Raw genomic sequence first — 24,379 nt, 5'->3', positions numbered from 1 at the left:
CCCAGCATACGCGCTCCTTACGCGTTACGCTTATGGCGAGCGCTGACCAGGCCTTCCGAGCCGCGCGTGGCCAGGCTCGTGATGAGCGAGCCGAGCGCCGCGGACAGCGCCGCGAAGACCATGGAGGCGAGGATGTCGTTCTCGCGTTCTCCTCGGACGCGCTTCCAGACCATTTCGGCCAATTTTCCCGCGAGCAGGCCGGCCGCCGATGGTACGGCGAACTTCACGAGCTTATCGAACGCATCATCCGGGTCGGCTTTGATTCTGTTTCGCTGGGCGTTAATGCGTTCGTCTGCGCGGTGAAGCTGGTCTATCGTATGCTGAGTGTCCATATACGCATTATCGCATAGTGTGGATACTATACAAAGTATGAACGAACATAAGACTAAGGACGGACGTCAGCGCGGACGCCTCCTGATGCTGCGCCACGGGCAGACGGCGTGGAGCGAAAGTGGACAGTATACAGGGCGCACGAATATACCTCTGACGGCTGTGGGTGAGGAGCAGGCTCGGGCGGCTGGAGAGCGGCTTCGGGCTTTCGGGGTGTTTCGGGGAGAGTCGCTGTCGCCGGAGCGGATTTTCGTCTCGCCGCTGGTGCGAGCTCAGACGACGGCTCGTCTGGCTGGTTTTACGGAATTTCGAAGCGAGCCGGGGCTCATGGAGTTCGACTACGGTCCAGCAGAAGGGCGCACGCGCTTCGAGGTGGCTGAGGCTCTCGGTGTGGAGAGCTGGAATGTGTGGGACACGGGGCCTCTTGCTTTGCCTGCTTCGCTGCGGGGGGAGCGCGTGGAAGATGTGGATGGCGTCGGGCCTATGCGGGTGGTCTCTGGTGTGGGCGAGTCCGCCGAACAGGCTGCTGAACGTGTGACCGGGGTGATTCAGGCTGCGCTGCCTGCGCTCGAAGCGGGTGAGGATGTGCTCTGTGTGGCGCATGCGCATATTCTGCGGATTTTGACGACTGTGTGGCTAGGACTGCCTGTAGACTGTGCACGCCATTTTAAGCTCGACACCGCTCACTTCTGCGTACTCGGCTGGCATCACGCGGATCGCGTGGTGATGGAGTGGAATGTGTGAGGCGGCTGAGGGCTGATCGTGCGTTCTAGCGGGGTAGCGATAGCACTCTGGTTCTTCGCTTCACACATCACATCGCCTTCCTCATGTCCTGGAATAGCGTGATCGTCTACGTATGTTTCGATACTCCTGCAGACTCCTGCAGAGAGTGCGGCTTGCGTGTAATTTAATCCTTCATAACACATTAAACGTACGTACTCGACACGCCGAGCGAAATACATCGCTAAACGAGACGGATATGTCACTCCTTAGGAAACCCAACGATTCTGGCCAGTCCCCATACCGATACTCTCCCATCCAGAGTGTTACAACGACCATTAGACCCCAAAAAGAGTCTCGGGGGGGGGGGTATCAAGGAAATGGGGAACAAAGAGTGAAATAGGGAGAAATCACTATGGCTACCAAGCTGACCACACGACTGGCGAGTGCTATGCTCGCCTCAGCGATGGCGCTGTCGCTTTTCGCTGTACTACCTGCACATGCTGCTGATAATGATACGCCTCCGGCGGAGACTCCTACGACAACGGAGACCACCACTACCGATCCTACGGCTCCGGATCCTATTAGTGATGAGGATTTGAAGAAGCAGATTCAGTATTATGCAGAGGCCTTCAAGCAAGCTGATGGGAACTACCGCATAGGCGAGCCTCTGTCTGGAGGAGCGGCTACTGGTACTGTACCTGCGGGGCTCGAAGCTTACTATGCGCAGAAGCTTACAGATAAAAAAACTGATGAAGGTACCACGGAATATAGCGGATATCTCGTAGTGCCTATCGACTACTCGAACACGAGTGCTGGAAATATCGCATTATATGTGACCGCATTCCCTGCTACAAGTCAGCGGAAAGGGGCCATAGTTTTTAATAACGGTGGTCCAGGCGGTTCAGCTGCTTCCTATGTGCAGAATATGATGCGATGGTCTGAACAGATGAAGAAGCTTAATGAGAATTATGATCTCGTAGGTATCGATCCGCGAGGAGTGGGGCAGTCTCTGCCGTTCTCTCAGTGTGCTACGAAGGAATGGAGAGATGTCACCGCTGGAGATCCCTCTCTATATACCACTGATATAGCGAAAGAAACAGAATCTAATATTAACGGGACGAAGAAGTATGTGAATTCGTGCTTCGAATATACCGGTAAGGCTTTAGGTTTTGATGCAGCAAAGCGTGAGCTTTTCCTTCGCAATGTAGGGACCACAAATGCTGCTCGGGATATGGATGTACTTCGTAGTGTTCTCGGTGAAGAAAAGCTGAACTTTATAGGACTATCCTACGGTACCCGTCTGGGGTATGTATATGCACAGAACTTCCCTCAGAATGTGGGTAGATTTACTCTGGACGGTGCTCTGAATCCGTTCGAAAGCACTGCGCCTACACAAGCTGACAAGACGCCAAATCTCAGCGATGAAAAGCTGAGAGAATTAAATGCACATTATCTTTCGCAGGGTAAGGAATTCCAGGCTACGTATGAGAAATTTGCTCAATGGTGCTATAGTCTGAAGGGAAATACAAAGTCGTGGAAAGAAATTACTGATGGAGGCATTTCCAGTGATGAGGTAGCAGTATGCCCTTTGCTTCTCGATGATGTTCAGCCGCATGAGGGTGATTTAGCTGACGATACTACTAGTCTTGCTACACAGCAGGTGCAGAATATCTTGCGTCCGCTGACTACTCATCCTCTTAAGGAAGTCCTCTTCCCTGGTAAATCTTACAGCTTTACGATGAGTTTAAGTTTTGACACAGCTGTTACTGCGTTAGAGGGAGGTATGTACTCGCAGAATTCATGGCCTACTGTAGCGTATGGTCTTCAGCAAATACATGAGGGCAAAGTAGATTCTGGCTTTACTCGTCTCTATGATAATGCTCGATCTACAGGCGGTTACGGAAGAGCGCCATTTAATACGATTTCCTGTGCGGATCATGCGAATCCAGCAGGGGCGTCTGTAGCGAATTATATTCAGGTTAACAAGATGTATTATGCGGTTTCTCCATTTACGGATCCAGGCGCTCAGTATCACGATATAGGGAACCTGTATATCTGTGATGCATGGCCATTCGCTGGTAGCCTTGCGGCGGGTACTCCTATAGAGAATCTCCCGAATGTGCTTGTGGTGTCTACGCGTAACGACCCGGCAACTGCCTATGAAAATGGCGAAGTTCTCGCGAAGGCTCTTTTTGGTACGGAGCTTACTGTAGAAGGTGCTCAGCATGTCGCTTTTAGCAGGACGGAGCCTGGTTACGAATGCGCGAATGACATTATCCTGAATCACATGATTAATGGAACGATTCCTGCTGATGGTCAGTATCCTCCTATCTGTAGTGTGGCGTCCTTCCGCCCTGCGGCGGAGGTGCCGGACGTTCCTGTGACTCCTCCGACGAATCCTGCGAATAAGCCTGAAACAGGCCCAGACGTGAAGCCTGAGAATCAGCCTTCTGCCGAGAAGAAGGATGAGAAGCAGGTAAAGACTGCTGGTAAGTCTGCAGGTAAGGCTGTGAAGGCGGGGTCGCGCAAGCTCGCACAGACTGGCGTAAATGTGGCTGCTCTGAGCGTGGTCATGCTGATGGTCATAGCTTCTGGTGCTGTGATGGTGACGATGCGTCGTCGCTAGACAGTCCGCTACTCTACGCGAATACTCGGATACGTGGGCTGGATTCCCGAAAGATGCCAGCCCACTGTCCCCGGGGAGAGAGGAGCAAGTAGAGGAAGAATTGGCCATATGAAGCACGGTGCGGACAGAAAGTCGTCCGAATAAACAGAAACAAAGCATAACGAGAAATAGAGGTATATTATGCGAACGAATCGCGGAAAGCATGGAGAAGAAAAGGAAAACTCGGCAGCACGTATCGTGGGTATGAGCGTAGCCGGCGTGTCTGTAGCGACGGCTGCAGTGGCATTCGGGACGGTGGGTACCGCGCTCGGGGCTGAGGCTGAACAGCCAGCGGACCAGCCGGAAAATCCTGTCGTAGCGGAAACGAGGACAGAAGCTCAGCCAGCCGAGCCTACTCAGGACGAGAAGGATGAGGCTGCAGCGAAGAAGGCAGACGCTTCCGCTGACGCAGCAGAAAAAGATGCCTCGGACGTGAAGGCGAACGAGGTGGATCCAGCGGCGGTGGCACGAGACGATGCGGCGAAGAAGGCTGCTGATGCGGATGCTGCAGCGAAGGATGCAGACTCGAAGGTGTCTGATGCGACGAATGCATCGACCATCGTGAAGGATGAGAATGCGAAGATAGCGTCGGCTCAGAAGGATTCTGATGCGGCGAAGGCGGAAAAGGTAGCTACGGATGCTGCTGTGACGAAGGCTACGGATGCTGTGGCTGATGCGCAGAAGGATGCTGACGGGAAGAAGTCGGCTGCGGATAAGGCGGCTTCGGATACGGCTTCTGCTCAGAAGGATGTGGACGCTGCTGCGGCTACGGTGGCTGCGGATACGAAAGCTCGGGATGAGGCTCGCGCGAATACGTCCGAGACTGTGGCTGATGCGCAGAAGAAGGCGGATGAGGCGAAAGCTGCTGCGGATGCTGCTGTGAGTGCTGCAGATGCTGCGAAGAGTAAGTCTGAAACGGATGCTGCTGCTGTGCCTGGTGCTCAGTCTGCTGTGACGAAGGCTGAGGTGGATGCGAAGACTGCGTCGGATGATGTGACGTCTGCTCAGGCTGCTGTGGATGCGGCGAAGAAGGTGGTGGATGATGCGTCGAAGGTGGATCAGAATAAGATAGATTCGGGCGTTATCGGTCTGCTGGAGTATCTTCGTGATAACAAGAAGATAGATGAGGCGACGGCGAACACGCTGATACAGCGTGCGAAGGATTATGTGGAGGAGAGTAAGACAAAGGGTATTAATCTGAACTACGCTGATCCGAATGATCCGGGTTCGCTCGAGATGCTGAAGAAGTCTCTGGCCATGTACCCATATGTGAACCGTTTGCGTGCTAGCGAAGGCCAGTCTGAACTGAAGGTGGATCTCGCTACGCTGGTAGATGAGATATGGAATCTGAAGTGGGCTGTGCTGAATAATTCCCATGCATCTTCAAGCAAGATGGATAAGAATACCACTCACGCTTTGGAAAATCTTCATGCGGAAGCAAATTCAGGATTCCCTGTTGGAACCGTTTCATATTCTTCTGATGAGGAGTTGGCAAGAAATACATTTGACGGTTGGTATACAGGGGAAAAGAAGAATTTTGACGACTATGTGAAGGAGAATCCTTCCTACGAGCAATACCGATATGACGGCAACTGGGTAGGACAGCCTAAAAATCCTAAAGGAACGGACGGGCACTACACTAATTTAGTGCGTGCATCACATAAGGCATTTGCTTTGGCTGCCACTCAGTATATGAATGGTAACTGGTATACTAGCAGGAGTGGTTTTGCTGGTGCTTCAGACCCATCAGATGCCCAGCTCTCCGTCTCTGACTTCATATCCGCGGTAAATCAGTATTACGCCGCAGTTCATAACCCACAGCCTACCGACGCGCAGAAGCAGGCTCTCGCGGATGCGCAGACAAAGCTCGCGGATGCGCAGGCGAAGAAGACGGCTGCGGATAAGGCTGTGACGGATGCTCAGGAGGCTCTCACCGCGGCTCAGGATGCGGCGAAGAAGTCTGCGGATGCGTATGCTCAGGCACAGCAGAAGGTGAAGGATGCTCAGGCTGCGTCGGCTGTAGCGACTGCACACGTGTCTGATGTGCAGAATGCTACTGCTTTGCTGGCTCAGGCTCAGGCGAAGCTGGACGCTTCGCAGAAGGCTCTGGATGCTGCGAATGCGAAGCTGGCTCAGGCTCAGGGTGTACAGAAGCAGGCGGATGCAGCGTATGCGTCGGCTCAGCAGGCTGTGACGGCTGCTCAGGCGGATGTGAAGAAGGCTCAGGATGCGCAGGCTGCTGTGCAGAAGCGTATCGATGACGCTGCTGGTGTAGTGGCGGCTTCTCAGGCGCGTATCGCGTCGGTGCAGGCTCTTGCTGCACAGAAGGACGCTCTCTTACTGGCTGCGACGGCAGCGCATACGGCTGCGGATGCTGCGCACGCGGATGTGACTGCGGCGCAGGGCGTGTATGATGCGGCGTATGCGAAGTGGCAGGGTCTGCTGGCTCAGGCTGCAGCCTTCCGTTCTGAGGCTGCCTCGCATCGACAGGCTATCGCGGATCGCGCTGCTGCTCAGAAGGCTGCGGAAGAGGCTGCTCGTCAGGGTGCTGCTGGTAGCGTGACTGTGGCTGGTATGGCTGTGGGCGCGGACGGTAAGCCTGTGCCTGCTCGCACGGCCATGTATAGCACGCGTCTGGCGAAGACGGGTGTGAGCGTAGAGGCGCTGGCTGCGTCCTCGCTTGTGGCGCTGATGCTGGGTGTGAGCATGGCTGGCGTGAAGCGTCGTGAAGAGTAGGCTTTAAGGTCAATTCTTCCGTTTTCTTTCGTGGGTGTGGAGTCTGAATGACTTCACACCCACGATGTATTTTCGGGGTGGGAAGTCTCGTGTGCTATGCGGATAGAGTACTTTTTGCTAAACGGCGCATTTTAGGAGGTCTGCGACTCTCAAAATACGCCGTTTAGCAAAAAGTAGACGACCGGCTAAATCTTTCGGGTCTTTTCTCCCCACCCCCCATGCGAAAAAAGTGTGAAACGCCCGGGAATAAATTTGCCAAATAAAAGTTGAGTGAGGTAGACTCAAGTTTAGAAAGTTGAAAAGTTGATATTCAGCAGCTCAACTTTAGAAACGTCAGAATGAAGCGTACATACGTACATACGTACACGTACACACGCAGAACGCGCACAGAAAGGACATACATTATGGGTCGCGCAGTAGGCATAGATTTAGGTACCACGAACTCCTGCATCGCTACACTCGAGGGCGGTCAGCCGACGGTTATCGTGAACGCAGAAGGTTCGCGCACGACGCCATCGGTCGTCGCTTTCAGCAAGTCCGGCGAAATCATCGTCGGCGAAGTAGCAAAGCGCCAGGCGGTCACGAACGTGGACCGCACTATCTCGTCCGTGAAGCGCCACATGGGCACGGACTGGACTGTGAAGATAGACGATAAGGAATGGACGCCACAGGAGATTTCCGCACAGATTCTCATGAAGCTGAAGCGTGACGCTGAAGCTTACCTCGGCGAGCCAGTCACCGACGCTGTCATCACCTGCCCAGCGTACTTTAACGACGCACAGCGTCAGGCTACGAAGGATGCAGGCACCATCGCAGGCTTGAACGTCCTGCGCATTATTAACGAGCCTACCGCAGCAGCGCTGGCGTACGGCCTCGAAAAGGGTAAGGAAGACGAGCGCATCCTCGTCTTCGACCTCGGTGGCGGTACCTTCGACGTCTCCCTGCTGGAGATCGGTAAGGATGACGAAGATGGCTTCGCTACCATCCAGGTGCAGGCCACGAATGGTGATAACCGCCTCGGTGGTGATGACTGGGATCAGGCCATCATCGACTGGATCGTCACGGAAGTAAAGAACAAGTACGGCGTGGACGTCTCGAAGGATAAGATAGCTACCCGCCGCCTGAAGGAAGCTGCAGAGCAGGCGAAGAAGGAGCTGAGCTCCTCCATGTCCACCACCATCTCTCAGCAGTACCTGGCCATGGCTCCAGATGGAACTCCAGTTCACCTGGATGAGACGCTGACGCGCGCAAAGTTCGAAGAGATGACTTCGGACCTGCTCGAGCGCACGCGCAAGCCATTTAACGCTGTACTCGCAGACTCGGGCATCTCCGTGTCTCAGATAGACCACGTGGTGCTCGTGGGTGGCTCCACTCGTATGCCTGCTGTGCAGGAGCTCGTGAAGGAACTCACTGGCGGCCGCGAAGCGAATAAGTCTGTGAACCCAGATGAGGTCGTGGCAGTGGGCGCTGCTGTGCAGTCGGGCGTGATCAAGGGCGACCGTAAGGACGTTCTGCTCATCGACGTGACCCCTCTGAGCCTCGGTATCGAGACGAAGGGCGGCATTATGACGAAGCTCATCGAGCGTAACACCGCTATTCCTACGAAGCGCAGCGAAGTCTTCTCCACCGCAGAAGATAATCAGCCTTCCGTACTCATCCAGGTCTACCAGGGTGAGCGTGAATTCGCCCGCGATAACAAGCCTCTGGGCACCTTCGAGCTCGGCGGCATCGCTCCAGCTCCACACGGCGTTCCTCAGATCGAGGTGACCTTCGATATCGATGCAAACGGCATCGTCCACGTCTCCGCTAAGGATAAGGGCACGGGTAAGGAGCAGTCGGTGACTATCTCCGGTGGTTCCGGCCTCGATAAGGACGAGATAGACCGCATGGTGAAGGAAGCTCAGGCGCACGAAGAGGAAGATAAGAAGCGCCGCGAGGACGTGGATACGCGTAACCAGGCTGAGGCCTTCGCGTACCAGACCGAGAAGCTCGTGTCCGAGAATAAGGAGAAGCTTTCCGACGAGGTCGCCTCTGACGTGACCGCGAAGGTGAACGCTCTGAAGGAGGCTCTGAAGGGCGAGGACATCGAGGCCGTGAAGACCGCGCAGTCCGAGCTGATGACGGCCGCGCAGAAGATAGGCGAGGCTCTGTACGCTCAGCAGCCTGCTGACGGCGCTGCTTCCGCTTCTGCTGGTTCTGCCAATTCTTCCTCCACTTCGGCTGATGGTGATGACGTCGTCGATGCTGAAGTAGTGGATGACGATAAGGAATAAAATGGCTGAGTTTAACACTGAAGACTACCTGGATGGCATGGAGGATGCGGATAAGCTCGCTGAGCAGGCCGCAGCCTCTGAGCCTGAGGCTACTCCAGCTGAGCCTGCCAAGGTTACTGAGGAGCCGGCGGATGCAGAAGCTCCTGCTGACGCTGAGGACGACTCGCTGACCCCGCTGGGTAAGGCAAAGGCTGAAGCAGCAGAGTATCTCGACGCTCTCCAGCGTGAGCGTGCAGCCTTCGTGAACTTCCGTAATCGTACGGCGAAGGAGCAGGATAAGCACCGCGAGCATGGTGTGGTGGATGTTCTCACCGCTCTGCTTCCAGCCCTCGATGACATCGACCGCATTCGCCAGAACAGCGAGATAGACGATTCGTTTGCTGCTGTGGCCGCGAAGATCGATAAGACCTTCGAGAAGTTTGGTGTGGAGAAGTTTGGCGAGGCTGGAGAAGCCTTCGATCCTACTCGGCACGAAGGAATCCTGCGTAAGCCGGATGCAGACGTTACCGAAGAGACTGTGGATACTGTGGTAGAAGCAGGCTATAAGATAGGTGACCGCATCATCCGCGCAGCACGCGTGGTCGTGGCAGTGCCTCAGGACTAAGTCAGAATACGATGCGAAATGGCGGTCGGCAGGGTCGGCCGCCATTTCCATACTATAAGGAGGAGTCATGGCTGAACAAGACTGGCTAGGAAAAGACTTCTACGCAGTGCTGGGAGTCTCTAAAGACGCGGATGATAAAGAGATTTCGAAGGCATTCCGCAAGCTCGCACGCAAATACCATCCGGACTCTAACCAAGGAGACGCGAAGGCAGAGGAGAAGTTTAAGGAGATCTCCGAAGCGTACGAAGTGCTCAGTAATAAGAGCGAGCGGCAGAAGTATGATGCCATCCGCTCCTTTGGCGCGGGTGGAGCGCGCTTCGCTGGCGGTTCGAGTGCAGGTGGCGGGGCATATGATGATATGTTCAGCTCCATGTTTGGCGGCCGCATGGGCGGTGGTGCAGCAGGCGGTATAAACCTCGACGACCTCTTCGCGCAGGCCTCGGCAGCATATGGTCAGCCTCGCCGTGCGTCTGGCTTCGGCGGTTTTGGTGGCGGTTTCGGCGGGGCTCAGCCTCAGAATCCGTACGAGCCACAGCCGGAACCAGTCAAGGGTGAAGACCGTCGCTCGTCTGTGACGCTGAGCTTCGCGAAGGCTGTCAGTGGCGCGACCGTCTCGCTGAAAGTGAATGGCGAGTCCTTCAAAGCGAAGGTACCGGCTGGAATTAATGATGGACAGAAGATCCGCATCTCCGGTAAAGGAAAGCCGGGCGTGAATGGTGGTGCACACGGTGACCTGTACCTCACTGTTCATGTGAAGGCTGATGAGACATACTCGCTCGAAGGGAAGGACATCGTTCGTGAGATTCCCGTCACCGTGGCGGAAGCGGCTCTCGGCACGAAGCTGTCTGTGAAGGATTACTTCGGCGATAGCGTGGAGGTTAAGATTCCTGCGGGCACGGGCTCGGGAGGCGAAGTGCGTGTGAAAAAGCATGGCGTGAAGTCTGGTAAGAACGTGGGGGACTACGTTCTGCGAGTGATGGTGAAAGTTCCGGGGAAATTGACCTTAGGACAGAAGAAAGCACTCAAAGCGTTCGACGAGGCGACGAGCGCGTTCGGCGAGCAGCTCGCAGCCGAGCGCGAGTAAGGAGGCGCGAGCATGGCACGCATGGATATGGAGACGCGGCAAGCGTACGCGGCGTGCGCGAAAGCCATCGTGGAGGGGCGCATGGACCTCGACGGGGCGGATGCATCCGGATTTAGCGTGGACGAGCCGGTGTTTAACGTCACGCAGACCGCGCAACTCGTGCTCATTCACCCGCAGACCCTGCGCCAGTACGACCGTGTGGGGCTCGTGGTGGCCTCGCGTACGGAAGGCGGATCGAGGCGCTATACGCTGCGCGATATAGACCGCATTATGGCCTCGCAGCATCTCATTCAGGATGAGGGCGTGAATTTGTCCGGTGTGGCGCACATCCTCGAGCTGATGGAGGAGAATAGGCAGCTGCGCAGGCAGATTCGCCGCATGAAGCAGCCGGCTGGCGCGAGCATCTTCGCGGCTGGCATGGATGGTGAAGTGGTGGAAGTGCTGCGCTCGAACCGTGAGCGCGCGCGGGCTATGGCGCGTGCGGCAGGGCTGATGGATGAGGCGTCTGGTTCGGGTTCGGATGAGGGTCAGAGTCAGGAGCAGGAGCAGGGAGGCGGGGCACTCGTGCGCTATCGCGTGCGGCCTGCGCGGCCTGCTCGTCCTGTGCAGTCTGTGCGCGGACGGTTCCTGCCTGTAGGAGCGGCCGGCGGGCTCGTCATCGAGATAACGGATGGCGAGGATGAGGAGGGTCTCGAGGAGTAGGCGCTGACAGACCTCTCTCGGATCTTTCTCGCGCAATGAGAAAATTTTCCACAAAACTGCGAGTTTGTAGTCACGAATGACCGTGTGGTAAACGTTTACTGTGGATAAGTAGGCGATTTCGCGGTCATTCGTGACTACAAACTCGCTTTTTTCGTGGGTGGTGTGGATAACTGTGCGGGCGTGGGGTGGGTGCAGATAAGCCGGACAGCGACGTAGCACACGTCGGGATTAGCCCTAAAGTGGTAGGAACGGTGAGGAGTGAGCTTTTTGTGACGCGGAGGCACTGTAGGAGAAAATAGGGTTGGCTTAAATGCTGGGTTTTTGATCGGGGAGTGCTGCTGAATGGAGGGGTGAGCGTCCTGAAAAGCTCACTCCTCCCGAGACGGGCTTGAATCAGCGCCACTTGTGCACGCTATCGGCCCACAAGTGGCTCCAGAGAGAATGCACTCAGGCCCTACTCGCGCGGAGCACCCGTCGTCGAGCGCACGATGAGCTGGACAGGTGCGACGTCGTGTGTGGCGGCACTTTCGTCGCCTTCGAGGAGACGAAGCGTTTTCTCAGCGGCTTGAATGGCCATCTCTCGTGGGCGCTGCTTGATGGTCGAGAGGCCTACTACGTCCGCAAAGATAGAATTGTCATATCCCAGAACAGACAGCTCAGCCGGTATACGCATCCCCATCTCGCGAAAACGCACGCAGAAGGCGAGGGCGGTGTAGTCGCGGTGGAAGAAAAGCGCGGTCGCGCCAGCATGTTCCGGCGCGGACAGGGCGGAGTAGACGGCGTCGAAAACAGCGTCGTCTGGCGAAAAATGGATGAGCGAATATGTGATGCCTTCGCGCTCGCAGGCCTGGACGAAGCCGTCGAGGCGAGACGTGGAGCTAAAGTGCAGGCCCTCACCGAAGTTTTCATAGCAGAAGGCGATGTGCTGATGGCCGAGCTGGGCGAGGTAATGCAAGCCGAGTGCCGTGCCCTCAAAGTCGTCGATGCTGACGGAGGCGGTAAAGCCGGTGGTGTCGAGCACGTTAATGCCCACGACTGGCATGTGAGCCTCCTGCAGACGAGAGACTTCGTCAGGGCTAATAGCGAACGACGAGACGATGACAGCGTCTACATTTCCGCGAAGAGGTAAAGTATCGAAAAACTCGCGGCGCTCATCCAGCGTGGTGATGGGGTAGAGGACGAGGTCATAGCGCGCGTCGCGGAAGACGTGGTTCAGCCCTTCGATGATGAGGCCAGTAAACCAGTCTATCTGGGCGGAGCCGACGAGAAGGGCGATGCGCTTCGTTTGGCCGGATTTGAGGACGGCAGCGGAACGTGAGATGTAAAAGTTCAGCTTCTTCGCGGCGTCGAGAACTTTCTGCTGAGTCTTCTCGGAGACCCGCTCGGGGTGGGAAAAGACGCGCGAGACCGTCGCGGTGGATACGCCTGCTTCGGCGGCTACATCAGTAATACTCGTTTTCATATATTTATCTTCTTCGTTTCGGGGCACATCGCGCCTGCGCGACACGCCGTATCTCAAAAAATGATATCACGAAAATGGCTTAAAATGTAAACGTTTACATCATTTCGAATAAACTTCGAAAAAACTGCTGTGTATCGCTAGAAAACGGTGTATAGTAGTGCTTGCTAGGGTATAGCACTTACACAGCAGTAAGGAGAGAAATATGCAGTGGAAGAAGGTAAGCACGGTAGGAATTGCAACCGTTAGCATTTTAGCGATGCTGGGTGCATGCGGCGCAGGAGCTGCCAGCGGTACGACCGACACGAAGAAGGATAAGGGTCTCGAAGTCATCGGAACGAATGTGAAGTATGACCCGAATCACCTCGTGAACGATGGAAAGCCTATCTCCCTCGAGTACTGGACCTGGTCCGACGGTGGGGTGGACCCGGTCTACCAGCTGGCGAAGGATTATTCGAAGATGTACCCGAACGTCACTATTAAGGTAAAGAAGCAGACGTGGGATGATTACTGGACGAAGCTGCCACTGCAGCTCAAGGGAAAGAATGGCCCAGCCATCTTTAACATCCATAACTCGTATGACGCACTTATCCGCCCGTATGCTGCAGACTATGATGTCGATAAGGCTCAGCTCGAGGCAGACTATCCTACAGCAGCAGCGCACGAAGATGCGAATGGAAAAGTAAAGTACATCGACTCTGTGATTAACACAGGAAACATCTACTATAACAAGACCATGTGGAAGGATGCGGGTCTGACGGATGCGGACATTCCTACCACGTGGGATCAGTTCCGTGAGGTGGCGAAGAAGCTCACAAAGCGTGATGGAGATAAGATCACCCAGGCAGGATTTAACTTTAACGGAGCATACTCGGGCCTCTACCAGGGTCTGAACTACCAGAAGGGGACGCTGCTCTTCAGTGCGGATGGAAAGAAGGCAAACTTCGATAACGCCACCACGAAGGAGAACATGCAGTTCCTTAAGGACCTCTATGACAAGGATAAGGTGGGCTCTGTGGACTTCGGTAACGAGTACTCGGACTCCTTCGGTCAGGGCCAGACTGCCATGGTCTATGCATGGGGCTGGCTCGAGGGAACCATGAAGGAAAAGTACCCAGACATCGACTACGGTGTCTTCGCTACTCCTACCTTCAGCGCAGCAGACCAGACTCCATTCGCCTATGATCGCTATAACGGCGAGTCCACCCCGGGCGTGAATAAGAACCAGTCGAAGCAGCAGCAGGCAGTAGCTCAGGACTTCGTGAAGTATCTCCTCGCGAACGACACCTACATTCGCAAGGCAGTAGAAGGCCTGAACTCCTTCCCAGCGAAGGCGAATCTGCAGAACGATGCAGACATCCTGAAGAACCCAGTGATGAAGGCCATTCAGCCTCGCGTGAACCGCCTCATCTGGCCGGGAGCTACTCCAGCCACCGTGGAGACGTCCGGAAAGGTAGCCTTCGAGAACGTCATGCAGAATGGCATGTCCATCGACGACGCGCTGAAGGAAGGCCAGGCCACCATGGAGAAGGACATGAAGGGATCTGACTTCCAGTCTGCAGAATCCAAGTACGAGTTCTTCAGCGAGCATAAGTAGTACCTCGTAGACAGACCGAGTGAAAGGGGCGGAAGAATTGGCGCCGAAAAGACGAAAACTCCGCCCCGCGCTCGCACAGTATGGAGAGAGAAAATGAGTACACGCAGCACCGCGCGGACAGTAGTCTCGCGCATCTTCACCTTACGGAACATGGCCGTGACCTTCCTCGTGGTCTACTTCGCCATCTTCCTGGCTTATCCTATCTATAAAGCGTTCGCGGGAAGCCTGCATAACTGGAATCCGCTGAACGAAACGTACGACTGGGTGGGCTTCGAGAACTATAAAGACATTCTTACGGATAAGCTGTTCTGGACGTCCATGGCGAATACGGGCGTCTTCCTCGGCTGGTCTACCGTCTTTCGCGTGGTGCTGGGACTCGGCCTCGCACTTCTGCTGAGCTCGAAGCTGGTCTATGCGAAAGATACGCTGCGCGGACTCTTCTACATGCCTACCATTACGCCGCTCGTGGCGGTGAGCTTCGTGTGGCTGTGGATGTTTGATCCGCAGTTCGGCATGGTGGATAAGGTGCTGGGCATTAATGTGAACTGGCTGCATGACTCGCACTGGGCTATGCCGGCGGTCATCATTATGACCATCTGGAAAGACTTCGGGTATGCGACGGTGCTGTACCTCGCTGGCATTATGAATCTGCCGCGCGACGTATATGAGGCGGCGTCCATCGACGGTGCGAACAGCGTGCAGACATTCTTTAGAATCACTCTGCCACTGCTGAAGTCCACGACTCTGTTCATCGTCATTACGTCCATGATCAGCTACCTGCAGGCGTACGTGCAATTCCTCGTCATGACGGAAGGCGGTCCTGGTACCTCCACGTATACCATCAGCTACCTCATTTTCGATCAGGCGTTTAATAAGAATAATTTCGGTGTGGCGTCCGCGCAGGCTGTGGTGCTGTTCCTCTTTACGGGCGTGCTCACGCTCATCATGTTTAAGATTTCGGGTGACACGGAAGGACTGGCATAATGAAAGTGTTTCGTAATTCTCGTAACCCTCGTAACTCTCGGGTGGCGCGCCGCGTATGGTCCGCGGTTCTGACAGTATTCCTTTTCGCAGTAGCGCTCGTGACCATCGTTCCGTTCTTGTGGATGTTCGTGTCCTCGTTTGCGCCGAACAGCGAGATCGTGAAGATAAACGGCGGGCTTTTCCCCGCGCCGAGTACGCTCGCGAATTACGTGAGCATTCAGGAGAATTTCAATTTCTTCCGACTCTTCGCTAACTCTGTGTTCGTGGCGGTCACGAAGACGGTCATCATCATCTATACCTCTGCGCTGCTGGGATTCGTTTTCGCGAAGATGCGCTTCTTCGGGCGTAATCTGCTCTTTGGCATCGTGATGAGTACCATGATGATTCCTTGGGCAGTGACTATTATCCCTCAGTATGAGATGATGGTGCAGTTTGGCTGGCTGGATACGTACCGGGCTCTTATTATTCCTGGAATGGTTTCTGGCTTCGGCATCTTCCTGTTCCGCCAGTCCATCTCGGGAATCTCCGATGAGCTCATCGAAGCAGCGCGACTGGATGGCGCGAGTGATACGCGCATCTTCCACAGCCTCATCCTGCCGCTGAGTCATAATACCATAGCGGCGCTGGCCATCTTCACCTTCCTGTGGAACTGGGAAGACTATCTGTGGCCATTCCTCATGATTACGGATGAGACCAAGCAGCTGCTGGCAGTGGGGCTGAAGGCTTTCAATGGGCAGTACGGTACGGACTACGGTGGGCTCTTTGCTGCGACATCTCTGGCCATCGTGCCTGTGATCGTGGTGTATGTTATCTTCCAGAAGCAGTTCATCGCGGGCATCGCGACGGGTAGCTCGAAGTAGGGGGCTGGGCTGGGCTTGAGCTCGTCCAGAGTCTCTCCTTGCGCAATGAGAAAATTTTCCGCAAAACTGCGAGTTTGTAGTCACGAATGACCGTGTGGTAAACGTTTACTGTGGATAAGTAGGCGATTTCGCGGTCATTCGTGACTATAAACTCGCTTTTTTCGTGGGTGGTGTGGATAACTGCTGGCGTGGGGTGCGAGTGGGTGCGGGGTGCTTTCGTGCACTTTTGGGCTAAAGTCGACATGGCGTTTTTCAGTTTTGGGCTAATTCCGACGCGGCTTTGTCGGACTGGTGTGGGTGTGGGGATGAGGATCGGCTTTAATGTGGGTTCTGTTCGTGGTTCGGCTGGGTCGAGGTGGGGGTGGTGTCGGGATTAGCCCTAAAGTGACAGGCGGTCCTGTGAACGGGCGTCGGGATGAGCCCTAAAGTGGTAGGAACGGTGAGGAGTGAGCTTTTCGTGACGCGGAGGCACTGTAGGGGAAAATAGGATTGGCTTAAATGCTGGGTTTTGGATCAGGGAATGTGGCTGAATGGAGGGGTGAGCGTCCTGAAAAGCTCACTCCTCGCGAAGGGTGGTGAAAAGTGCGCCCGCACCGCGCGCCTGCCCCCTTTTGCAAACGTTGCATTCCGCACCGCCTCCGCACCCCGGCATGTCTCGCGCAGACCGCGGTATACTGGGAAGTACAGCAGAATGCGAACGTTGTCATTCCGTTACGGCATAATGGAGTCCAGGACACGGAAAAATTGACAGAAAGAAAAGAGCAAAGGAGCAGGCACATGGCAGCAGGAAACGGCGCATACGCGGAATATGAGCGCATGCTCAGCCCGAAGATGGACGCGGCGCGGGTCGTGCAGGGCGAAAATTGGCGCATCGGCGTCATTACGAACGCGCTGCTGCGCTTCGAGTGGTCGGATACGGGCGTCTTCGAAGACCGCCCTACTCAGGTGGTCGCGAACCGAAACGTGGCGCCGGTAGATGACATACAGCTGAAGGTGGAGGAGCGTGACGGGCGCATCATCCTCGACACGGGCGAGCTCTACGTGACGTACGACCAGAAGCCGTTCAGCAAGGAAGGCCTGAGCGTGGTGGTGAAGCACCTGACCACGTCGCAGTTTAATACGTGGCATTACGGGGACGCGGCGCCGGGGAACCTGCGCGGAACGACGCGTACGCTCGACACGATAAACGGCCGGACTGAGCTGGAAGAAGGCATCATCTCGCGCGATGGTTGGGCCATACTGGACGATTCGCGCTCGAACGTGGTCTCCTACGAGGGCGCGGATCCGAAGGCGGTCTTCGGTCAGGCGAACATTAACGCGGGCGGCTGGCGCGTGGTCTCGCGCGCTCACGCCGGAGCAAACGGAGCAGATGGAGCAGGCGCAGACGGAGCAGGCGCAAAGCCGGAAACGGATTTCTACTTCTTCGGCTACGCGCACGAATATAAGCGCGCTATCCATGACTTCTACGCGCTCACCGGTCCGCAGCCGCTGCTGCCGCGCTGGGCTCTGGGTAACTGGTGGAGCCGCTACTTCGCCTACACCCAGGACGAGTACCTGAAGCTGCACGACCGCTTTAAGAAGGAAGGCATTCCGTTCACCACGGCCGTCATCGACATGGACTGGCACATCACGAACATCGACCCGAAGTACGGCTACGGCTGGACGGGGTACACGTGGAACGAGGATCTCTTCCCGGATCACGTGCAGTTCCTGCACGAGCTGGATAAGCGCGGCCTGAAGAATACGCTGAACGTGCATCCACGCGACGGCGTGCGCGGCTACGAAAAGCCATACGCGGAGCTCGCGACAAAGGTGGGCATCGACCCGGCGACGGACGAGGCGGTGGAGTTCGACCTCACTTCGCCAGCCTTCATGAACGGCTACTTCGACATGCATCACGAGCTCGAGGATGAAGGCGTGGACTTCTGGTGGCTCGACTGGCAGCAGGGTGGCGTGACGCGTCAGCCTGGCCTCGATCCGCTGTGGATGCTGAACCACGTCCACTACATCGACTCGGCTCGCGACGGCAAATGGCCTCTGACCTTCTCGCGCTACGCGGGACCTGGCTCGCACCGCTATCCAGTGGGCTTCTCGGGAGATAGCATCGTGTCGTGGGAGTCGCTGCAGTTCCAGCCAGAGTTTACTGCGACGGCGTCGAACATCGGTTTTGGCTGGTGGAGCCACGACATCGGCGGCCACATGATGGGCTACCGCGACGACGAGCTCGAGGCGCGCTGGTACCAGTATGGCGTCTTCAGTCCTATTAATCGTCTGCATTCGTCGAATTCCGCGTTTACGAGTAAGGAGCCGTGGAACTTCCGCCGCGAGGTGCGCGACGCTATGGTGCAGGCGCTGCAGCTGCGTCACCGCCTCATTCCGTTCCTGCATACCATGAACTACCGTGCGCATACGGAAGGCGAGCCGCTCGTGCAGCCGATGTACTGGAACGCTCCGGAGTCTGCGGGCGCGTACGAGGTTCCGCAGGAGTTCTGGTTCGGTCCGAACCTCGTCATGGCGCCTATCATCTCGCCGTCCGATAAGAGTGTGGCGAAGGCGAAGGCAGACGTTTGGCTGCCTGCTGGCGAATGGTTCGACGTCTTCTCGGGACGCCGCTACGTTTCGCGCGACATTCAGACGGCGGGCATAGGCTATGGTGAGGGTAATGGCGGCTCTGGGCGTAAGTTCGAGGCATGGCGTGCGCTGGACCGTCAGCCGCTCTTCGCTCAGGCGGGCACCATTCTGCCGCTCGCTCAGCTGGGAGAAGGACAGTCAATTAACTCTGTAGCGAATCCATCGGCTTTCGAAGTGGTAGTCTTCCCAGATTCCGCTGGGGAAGCACATGAGTTCACGCTCGTGGAGGATAATGGTTCCTTCGAGGATGCGCGAGAAGGGCGTGTGGCGCGGACACGTTTCACGTGGAACGGTACGGAACTGGTTATCTCGGCGGTGTCTGGCGATGCGGCTGCTGTGGCAGCTGTGCCTCAGGCGCGCGAGTGGACGGTGACCCTGCGCGGCGTGGCTGATCTGGGTGCGGATGGCGTTCGTGTGGAGGGCGCGGGCGCTGATGGTGCTGGCTCTGGTGTGCAGGTGGTCGCGTATGCGTATGACGAGGATACTATGAGCGCCTCGTATACGCTGAGTGCTGCGTCTGTGGCGCAGGATGTCCGTGTGGTCGTGACCGTGGAGGGCGGTGCCCAGCCTGCGCCGAACCCTGTGGCAGAAGATACGCGTAAGATGCTTCTGGGCACGCAGATAGCGTATAACATGAAGGAAGCTGTCTACCGCGTGGCACAGAGTAACGATCCTGCTGAGCTCGCAGCCCTCGGTGCACAGCGCTTCGACTACGAGTATGGGCTGCATGGGGACAGCGCTGAGCATAGCGTGGGCCTGCGCATTCCTGCAGAAGTGGAGTCTGCTCTGAAGGAGATCATGCTGCGGTCGTAAGAGGCTGATTCTTCGCGGACGCGAAGTCTGGCAGAGGGAGGTCGAGGGGCCTCCCTCTGCTGTATTCTGGTGAAGGACCACGACGAATCATCAGCTCTAGGAGGACGTACGATGATAGAAGAAGTAAGCACACCACAGGCACCGCAGGCTCTCGGCGCATACAGCCAGGCAGTGAAGGCGAATGGTTTCGTCTTCGTATCCGGTCAGCTCGGCATAGATCCCGCTACAGGAGAACTGGCAGGAAAGAGCGCGGCGCTGCAGACGCATCAGGCCATGAAAAACATCTCTGCCATCCTCGAAGCAGCTGGCTCGAGCATGGATAAGGTGGTGCGTGCCACCATCTACATGCAGAATGCCTCTGACTTCGCGGAGATAAATGGTGTGTATGCGCAGTACTTCGGTGGCTCTGAAGACGGTGATGAGGGCGATGGCGCTCGGGCTGTGAAGCCGGCGCGCGTGGCCTTCGGCTCGAATGTGATTCCGAAGCCAGGTGCTGTGGTGGAGATAGATGCCATAGCTGTGGCGGAGTAAAATGGCTAGCGTCACTCTCGATGTGGATGAGGATGCCCTTACTATCATGGGCGTGCACTTTACTTCTCCCCAGCCGTTCAGAGCTGTGTGGTATGCCGTTAGTACGAATATGATAGAAGGATGGAAGCCTACCGTCGCGGACATCATCAGACTACGCGATCATGCAGCTGAGATAGGTATGGAGTAAAAAACATAAAAGGTGGGGTACCTCTCTGTTAGAGAGGTACCCCACCTTTTAATCTAGCTGTGTGTTATTCCTTATGGTCGCCAGCGTTACGCTTGCGGATCACGACGAATGCCACACCAGCAGCCACGGCCACGAGAGCTACCACGAGGATAGTGACGATAGCTGTACCCGTCTTCGCCAGAGCGTTTGTCGGTGTGACTGGCTCGTAGATATGGATGGTGTTTCCATTTTCTACGATAGTGCGCACGAACTTGTAGCCCTTAATGCTGATAGGGTCGGTCTTTCCATTCACGCTCGGGATAAGTTCCTTACCCTGAGGATCACGGAAGAACGTCTTACCCTGTGTAGGAACAGGCTTCGCCACCACATTCACCGTTACAGGAACGGTAGCCGTGTAGGTCTGACCGTTGAGCGTATAGGCGACTGGAACGTTCACGATACCGCGGTTCTGACCTGGCTCAGCGGTAATGCCCGTCTTAATCGCCTCGGTAATATCCGAGGAGACGACGGTAGCACCCTGTGGGAGCCTGGAGGTGAACTCGCTGGAGGTGAGGATGCGGTCTGCTTCACTCTTCACTACAGCCTTGAGTTCATCGTCCGACGTACCCTGAGATACGGTGACCTGGCTGGATGCCTTCGGCAGAACAACCACTGGAACGGTGACCTTCTCACTAAAGGTACGGCCGGTCGTCTCGTCGGTGTAGGTGACGGTCGTGGTCGTATTCAGTGTCTGACCACCCTGACCCTTCGTGTCTGGAGTATCCCCATCCACAGTGGTCGTAGACGTGTAGCCGTCCACATCCTGTGGGGTTACCTTCGAAGTGATGTCGCTCTTCTTTACTTCGTCGCCCTCGAAGACGACCAGTGGAGTAGACGATGCGTTATCCACGACGTTTACTGTGACTGGAACAGTGGTCGTAAAGGTTTCGTCGCCTACAGTGTAGGTGACTGGCACGTTCACGATACCACGGTTCTGGCCAGCTTCAGCCGTCAGGTCCTTCGCGATAGCCTCGGTCACGTCAGTCGCGACGACCTTCGCACCAGCTGGTAGCAGGTCAGTGAACGACTTCTGCTTGACAGCACGCTCAGCCTCGCTCTTAACCACAGACTTGACCGTATCATCCGACGTGCCCTTCGACACCGTGACCTCACCACTCGTCTTCGGAAGAACTATGACAGGCACATCCACAGATTCCTTGAACTCCTGACCAGTCGCGTCATTCGTATACGTGATAGTCGTGGACGAGGAGAGTGTCTTACCTGCCTGACCAGATGTGTTTGGCAGATCAGTTGTGTCTTCTACCTTTGCGGTGAATCCATCCACCTTCTGAGGTGTGACATGCTTCTTGACATCATCATTCTGCACTTTGTCGCCATCAAACACATAAGTCGGAGTAGTCGTAGACTTCGCTACTACGTTTACCGTTACTGGAACGGTAGCCGTGTAGGTCTGACCGTTGAGCGTATAGGTGACTGGAACATTCACAGTACCACGATTCTCGCCAGCCTGAGCAGTCAACCCAGCAGCAATCGCCTCAGTAATATCAGAAGATGTCACGGTAGCACCCTCTGGCAGAGACTTCTTAAAATCATCAGACGCGAGAACACGATCTGCTTCCGTCTTCACGATACCCTTGAGAACATCATCCGATGTGCCCACAGACACAGTAACTGTGCTCTTCGCCCGAGGTAGAACAATCACAGGAACAGACACTTCTTCCGTGTACGCGTCACCAGAGGTCGGAGTATATGTCACGCTCGTCTTCGCAGATAGTGTCTTACCAGCCTGACCATCCGTGGACGGAACATCCGATGGATCCTTCTTCGCAGACGTGTAACCTGCTACATTAGCAGGAGTCACATTATCATTCACCGTCGTGCTGTCGATCTTGTCGCCTTCAAACACGACAATCGGAGTCGTGGACGACGCCTTGACCGTAATCGTATACGTCGTGCTCGTCGTCGCAGTATTATCGCCCGCGTTCACACCCGTAGCCGTATCCGAATCAGCAGTCACCAGGTTACCATTCGAATCAATAGCATTCACTGTAACCTTATACTCGCCAGTCTGATCCAGCTTAAACAAACGTAAATCAGACGACGCAGACCCCTGCTCGACCCAGTTCGCACCCTTAATATTAAACGTTTCCTGCTTCGTCGTCCCATCTGGATACACGACAAGAACACTCGTAATCTTCGTATTCTTATGCGGAGTCGTCGAATCATCCTCCGTATCCACGATATTCACACCAGCAGCAGGCTGATGAATAGTATTCACCGACTGACCCTGAATAGCCTCATACGAGGTAGACGAGGAAGTAGGAGCATCATTCACCACAGTCGCCTTATCATCCGACGACGCGATAGTAGGAAGAGTAATAGGATCAAACTCCGACGCAGGCGTAATATGCCACTGACCATCCGCCTTCGAATCCGTCACAGACGACCCATCCGACGCAGTCCACGTATCCGTAGCCTTACTATACTTCAGCAACACCGTCATGCCCTGCTGACTAGAAGTCTGCTCGCGAGGAACAGTAGTCTTCGCGATATCCTCAGTGCTCACCGCAGTAGCTTCACCAGCAGCATTACGCGTACGATGATACTCATAAATACCAAACTCCGTATCACCATTCGCCAAAGCATTCGTCAAAATATGACGATACGTAGTCGTATCACCATTCACAACCTCACGATAATCAGATGGAAGCTCCCACTGACCAGACTGAGCATTAAACGAAGCCGTCACCTTCGTACCATGAATATCGGTCAACTCGACCTTATTACGATACAACATCACCGACGCATCCTCGACAAACGCCTGCGCCTTAATATTATCCACGTCAGCCTTCGCCGTCGCATCCGACGTCACCTTCAGATTAAACTCCTGGCCCACAGTACCGACAGTATCGCCTTCCTTCACAGCAGAATTCGTCGTACCAGCATCCACCAGCCAAGAACCATTCACAGCCTTCAAGTTCGTCACCGACCCGTCAGGAGTCTGAATCGTCGCAGTCGTAGCATGAGAACTAATAGACACAGGAATCTCAGTAGCATACGCATGCACATTCTTCACCACAATCTGCGGCTTAACCACCACAGTCGTATACCCATGCGCCTCATTACCATTAATATTATAATCGTGGCTTGGCGCGTTAGAATCCTTCGCGAACACAGGAACCACATAAATACCTTCCTGCGAAGCAGTACCCGTCAAAGCAGTATCAAAGCCAGAAGCCACAGCCTTACCCGAACGATCAGCAGCAGGAACAGACACATTACCCGTAAACGACAGTCCAGGAATAGTCGTATCCGCGATACTACCCACAGCAGCATTACCGCCCGTAGTAGTCACCTGACCAGCCATACCGATAACAGCAGCATCCAGCTTATTACGCACAGTAGCAGTACGACCCAAAGGATTACCCTGAGCATCGACCAACTGAAGCGGAACATTCGCACCATTACGCCTACCAGCGTGAGTACCACCATTATCGTTATACCCCGTATACAGATTCACTGTACCATTCAAATCCACAGTCGTGGTCTTACCAGAAATACCATCCAGAGTAGGAGCCTTCGTATCCTTATACTGGAAAGCGATAATAGCCTGAGAAGACTTACCAAAAGCAAACTTCTGCTCGACACCCGTCTGAGAATTCTTCGCAGTAAAGTTCACCTCAGCACCCTGGAAACCATACTCGATAGAATTATTACCAGAATTATCCAAACCACCGATAATGGAACCCTGAATCGTATCCGTCTGAGAATCATACGCCACACCAGCAGGAAGCCCCGTCACCGTAAAGTCTTCGATAGACCAACCAGCAGCCTTCGCAGAATCCGACAGCTGAATACGCTTCGAAAAATCAGGAATATACACCTTATCCGTGCCCTGCTCATACCCACGAGGCTCGACCACAGACATAAACAAATCCATAGCACCAGTACTCGAATACAGCACTGCATCTGACGAACTAATATTCTTGTTCGCAGTCAGCACAGGCTGCCGCTTACCCTTCCACAAAGGCGCCTGCTGAGCAGCATCCTGAACCTGAGCAGCTGTCTGACCATAAATCTGACGACCCATCGTATTCGTAGCTTGCCCACCATTATAAGTCATAGTAAGCTGCGGAATATTCACCGACTCGCCAGTCATCTGACCACCATACACAGTGAACTCAAGACCATTCAAATCAG

15 protein-coding genes and 1 pseudogene are annotated in these 24,379 nt (G+C 55.2%); 13 read left to right on the top strand and 3 right to left on the bottom strand.

What is annotated here, in order from left to right; genetic code table 11:
* Window positions 1–17: 17 nt before the first annotated feature.
* Window positions 18–332, bottom strand: coding sequence for a DUF4235 domain-containing protein (locus ALMA_RS07865; protein WP_094727287.1), 315 nt, complete (start codon window positions 330–332; stop codon window positions 18–20).
* Between the two features lie 37 nt (window positions 333–369).
* Between ALMA_RS07865 and ALMA_RS07860 the strand changes: the two genes are divergently transcribed.
* The 7 genes and pseudogenes from ALMA_RS07860 to ALMA_RS07830 all read left to right on the top strand — a co-directional run.
* Entirely contained in the window at window positions 370–1,074 is a 705-nt protein-coding gene (locus ALMA_RS07860) for a histidine phosphatase family protein (RefSeq protein WP_094727285.1), read from the top strand.
* A gap of 391 nt (window positions 1,075–1,465) precedes the next feature.
* A complete protein-coding gene (locus ALMA_RS07855; protein WP_094727283.1) occupies window positions 1,466–3,679 on the top strand; it encodes an alpha/beta fold hydrolase in 2,214 nt (737 codons plus the stop codon).
* Between the two features lie 180 nt (window positions 3,680–3,859).
* The gene (locus ALMA_RS07850; protein WP_094727281.1) at window positions 3,860–6,454 is read left to right on the top strand and encodes a hypothetical protein; all 2,595 of its coding nucleotides are present in this window, start codon (window positions 3,860–3,862) and stop codon (window positions 6,452–6,454) included.
* 404 nt (window positions 6,455–6,858) lie between these two features.
* Window positions 6,859–8,727, top strand: coding sequence for a molecular chaperone DnaK (gene dnaK / locus ALMA_RS07845; RefSeq protein WP_086107144.1), 1,869 nt, complete (start codon window positions 6,859–6,861; stop codon window positions 8,725–8,727).
* Between the two features lies 1 nt (window position 8,728).
* Window positions 8,729–9,331, top strand: coding sequence for a nucleotide exchange factor GrpE (gene grpE / locus ALMA_RS07840; RefSeq protein ID WP_094727280.1), 603 nt, complete (start codon window positions 8,729–8,731; stop codon window positions 9,329–9,331).
* A 67-nt stretch (window positions 9,332–9,398) separates the two neighbouring features.
* Window positions 9,399–10,415 carry a DnaJ C-terminal domain-containing protein gene (locus ALMA_RS07835; RefSeq protein ID WP_094727278.1) on the top strand — a complete coding sequence of 339 codons (1,017 nt, stop codon included), beginning with the start codon at window positions 9,399–9,401 and terminating at the stop codon, window positions 10,413–10,415.
* A 12-nt stretch (window positions 10,416–10,427) separates the two neighbouring features.
* Window positions 10,428–10,877 (top strand): annotated as a pseudogene (locus ALMA_RS07830) (heat shock protein transcriptional repressor HspR); the annotation flags it as partial.
* 694 nt (window positions 10,878–11,571) lie between these two features.
* Here ALMA_RS07830 and ALMA_RS07825 read toward each other — a convergent pair.
* Complete coding sequence (locus tag ALMA_RS07825) at window positions 11,572–12,579, bottom strand: LacI family DNA-binding transcriptional regulator (protein WP_094727274.1); 1,008 nt, start codon at window positions 12,577–12,579, stop codon at window positions 11,572–11,574.
* Window positions 12,580–12,781: 202 nt separating this feature from the next.
* Here ALMA_RS07825 and ALMA_RS07820 point away from each other — a divergent pair, with 202 nt between their 5' ends.
* From ALMA_RS07820 to ALMA_RS07795, 6 genes are all read left to right on the top strand, one after another.
* Entirely contained in the window at window positions 12,782–14,173 is a 1,392-nt protein-coding gene (locus ALMA_RS07820) for an extracellular solute-binding protein (protein ID WP_094727272.1), read from the top strand.
* A 93-nt stretch (window positions 14,174–14,266) separates the two neighbouring features.
* Window positions 14,267–15,157, top strand: coding sequence for a carbohydrate ABC transporter permease (locus tag ALMA_RS07815; RefSeq protein WP_086107150.1), 891 nt, complete (start codon window positions 14,267–14,269; stop codon window positions 15,155–15,157).
* Window positions 15,157–16,017, top strand: a complete 861-nt coding sequence (locus ALMA_RS07810; RefSeq protein ID WP_244568923.1) for a carbohydrate ABC transporter permease — start codon at window positions 15,157–15,159, stop codon at window positions 16,015–16,017. Before ALMA_RS07815 ends, ALMA_RS07810 begins: the two co-directional genes overlap by 1 nt.
* Before the next feature lie 777 nt (window positions 16,018–16,794).
* Entirely contained in the window at window positions 16,795–19,461 is a 2,667-nt protein-coding gene (locus ALMA_RS07805) for a glycoside hydrolase family 31 protein (RefSeq protein ID WP_244568922.1), read from the top strand.
* 111 nt (window positions 19,462–19,572) lie between these two features.
* Entirely contained in the window at window positions 19,573–19,992 is a 420-nt protein-coding gene (locus tag ALMA_RS07800; RefSeq protein WP_094727270.1) for a Rid family detoxifying hydrolase, read from the top strand.
* A gap of 1 nt (window position 19,993) precedes the next feature.
* The gene (locus ALMA_RS07795) at window positions 19,994–20,179 is read left to right on the top strand and encodes a hypothetical protein (protein WP_148140297.1); all 186 of its coding nucleotides are present in this window, start codon (window positions 19,994–19,996) and stop codon (window positions 20,177–20,179) included.
* A 64-nt stretch (window positions 20,180–20,243) separates the two neighbouring features.
* Here ALMA_RS07795 and ALMA_RS07790 read toward each other — a convergent pair.
* On the bottom strand, window positions 20,244–24,379 hold a 4,136-nt coding region (locus tag ALMA_RS07790), incomplete at its 5' end, for a hypothetical protein (protein WP_211278353.1).

The sequence above is a fragment of the Alloscardovia macacae genome, from assembly GCF_002259705.1.
GTDB lineage: Bacteria > Actinomycetota > Actinomycetes > Actinomycetales > Bifidobacteriaceae > Alloscardovia > Alloscardovia macacae.
Note: the sequence above shows the minus strand (reverse complement) of the source record. Positions and strands in the feature narration are given on the sequence as shown.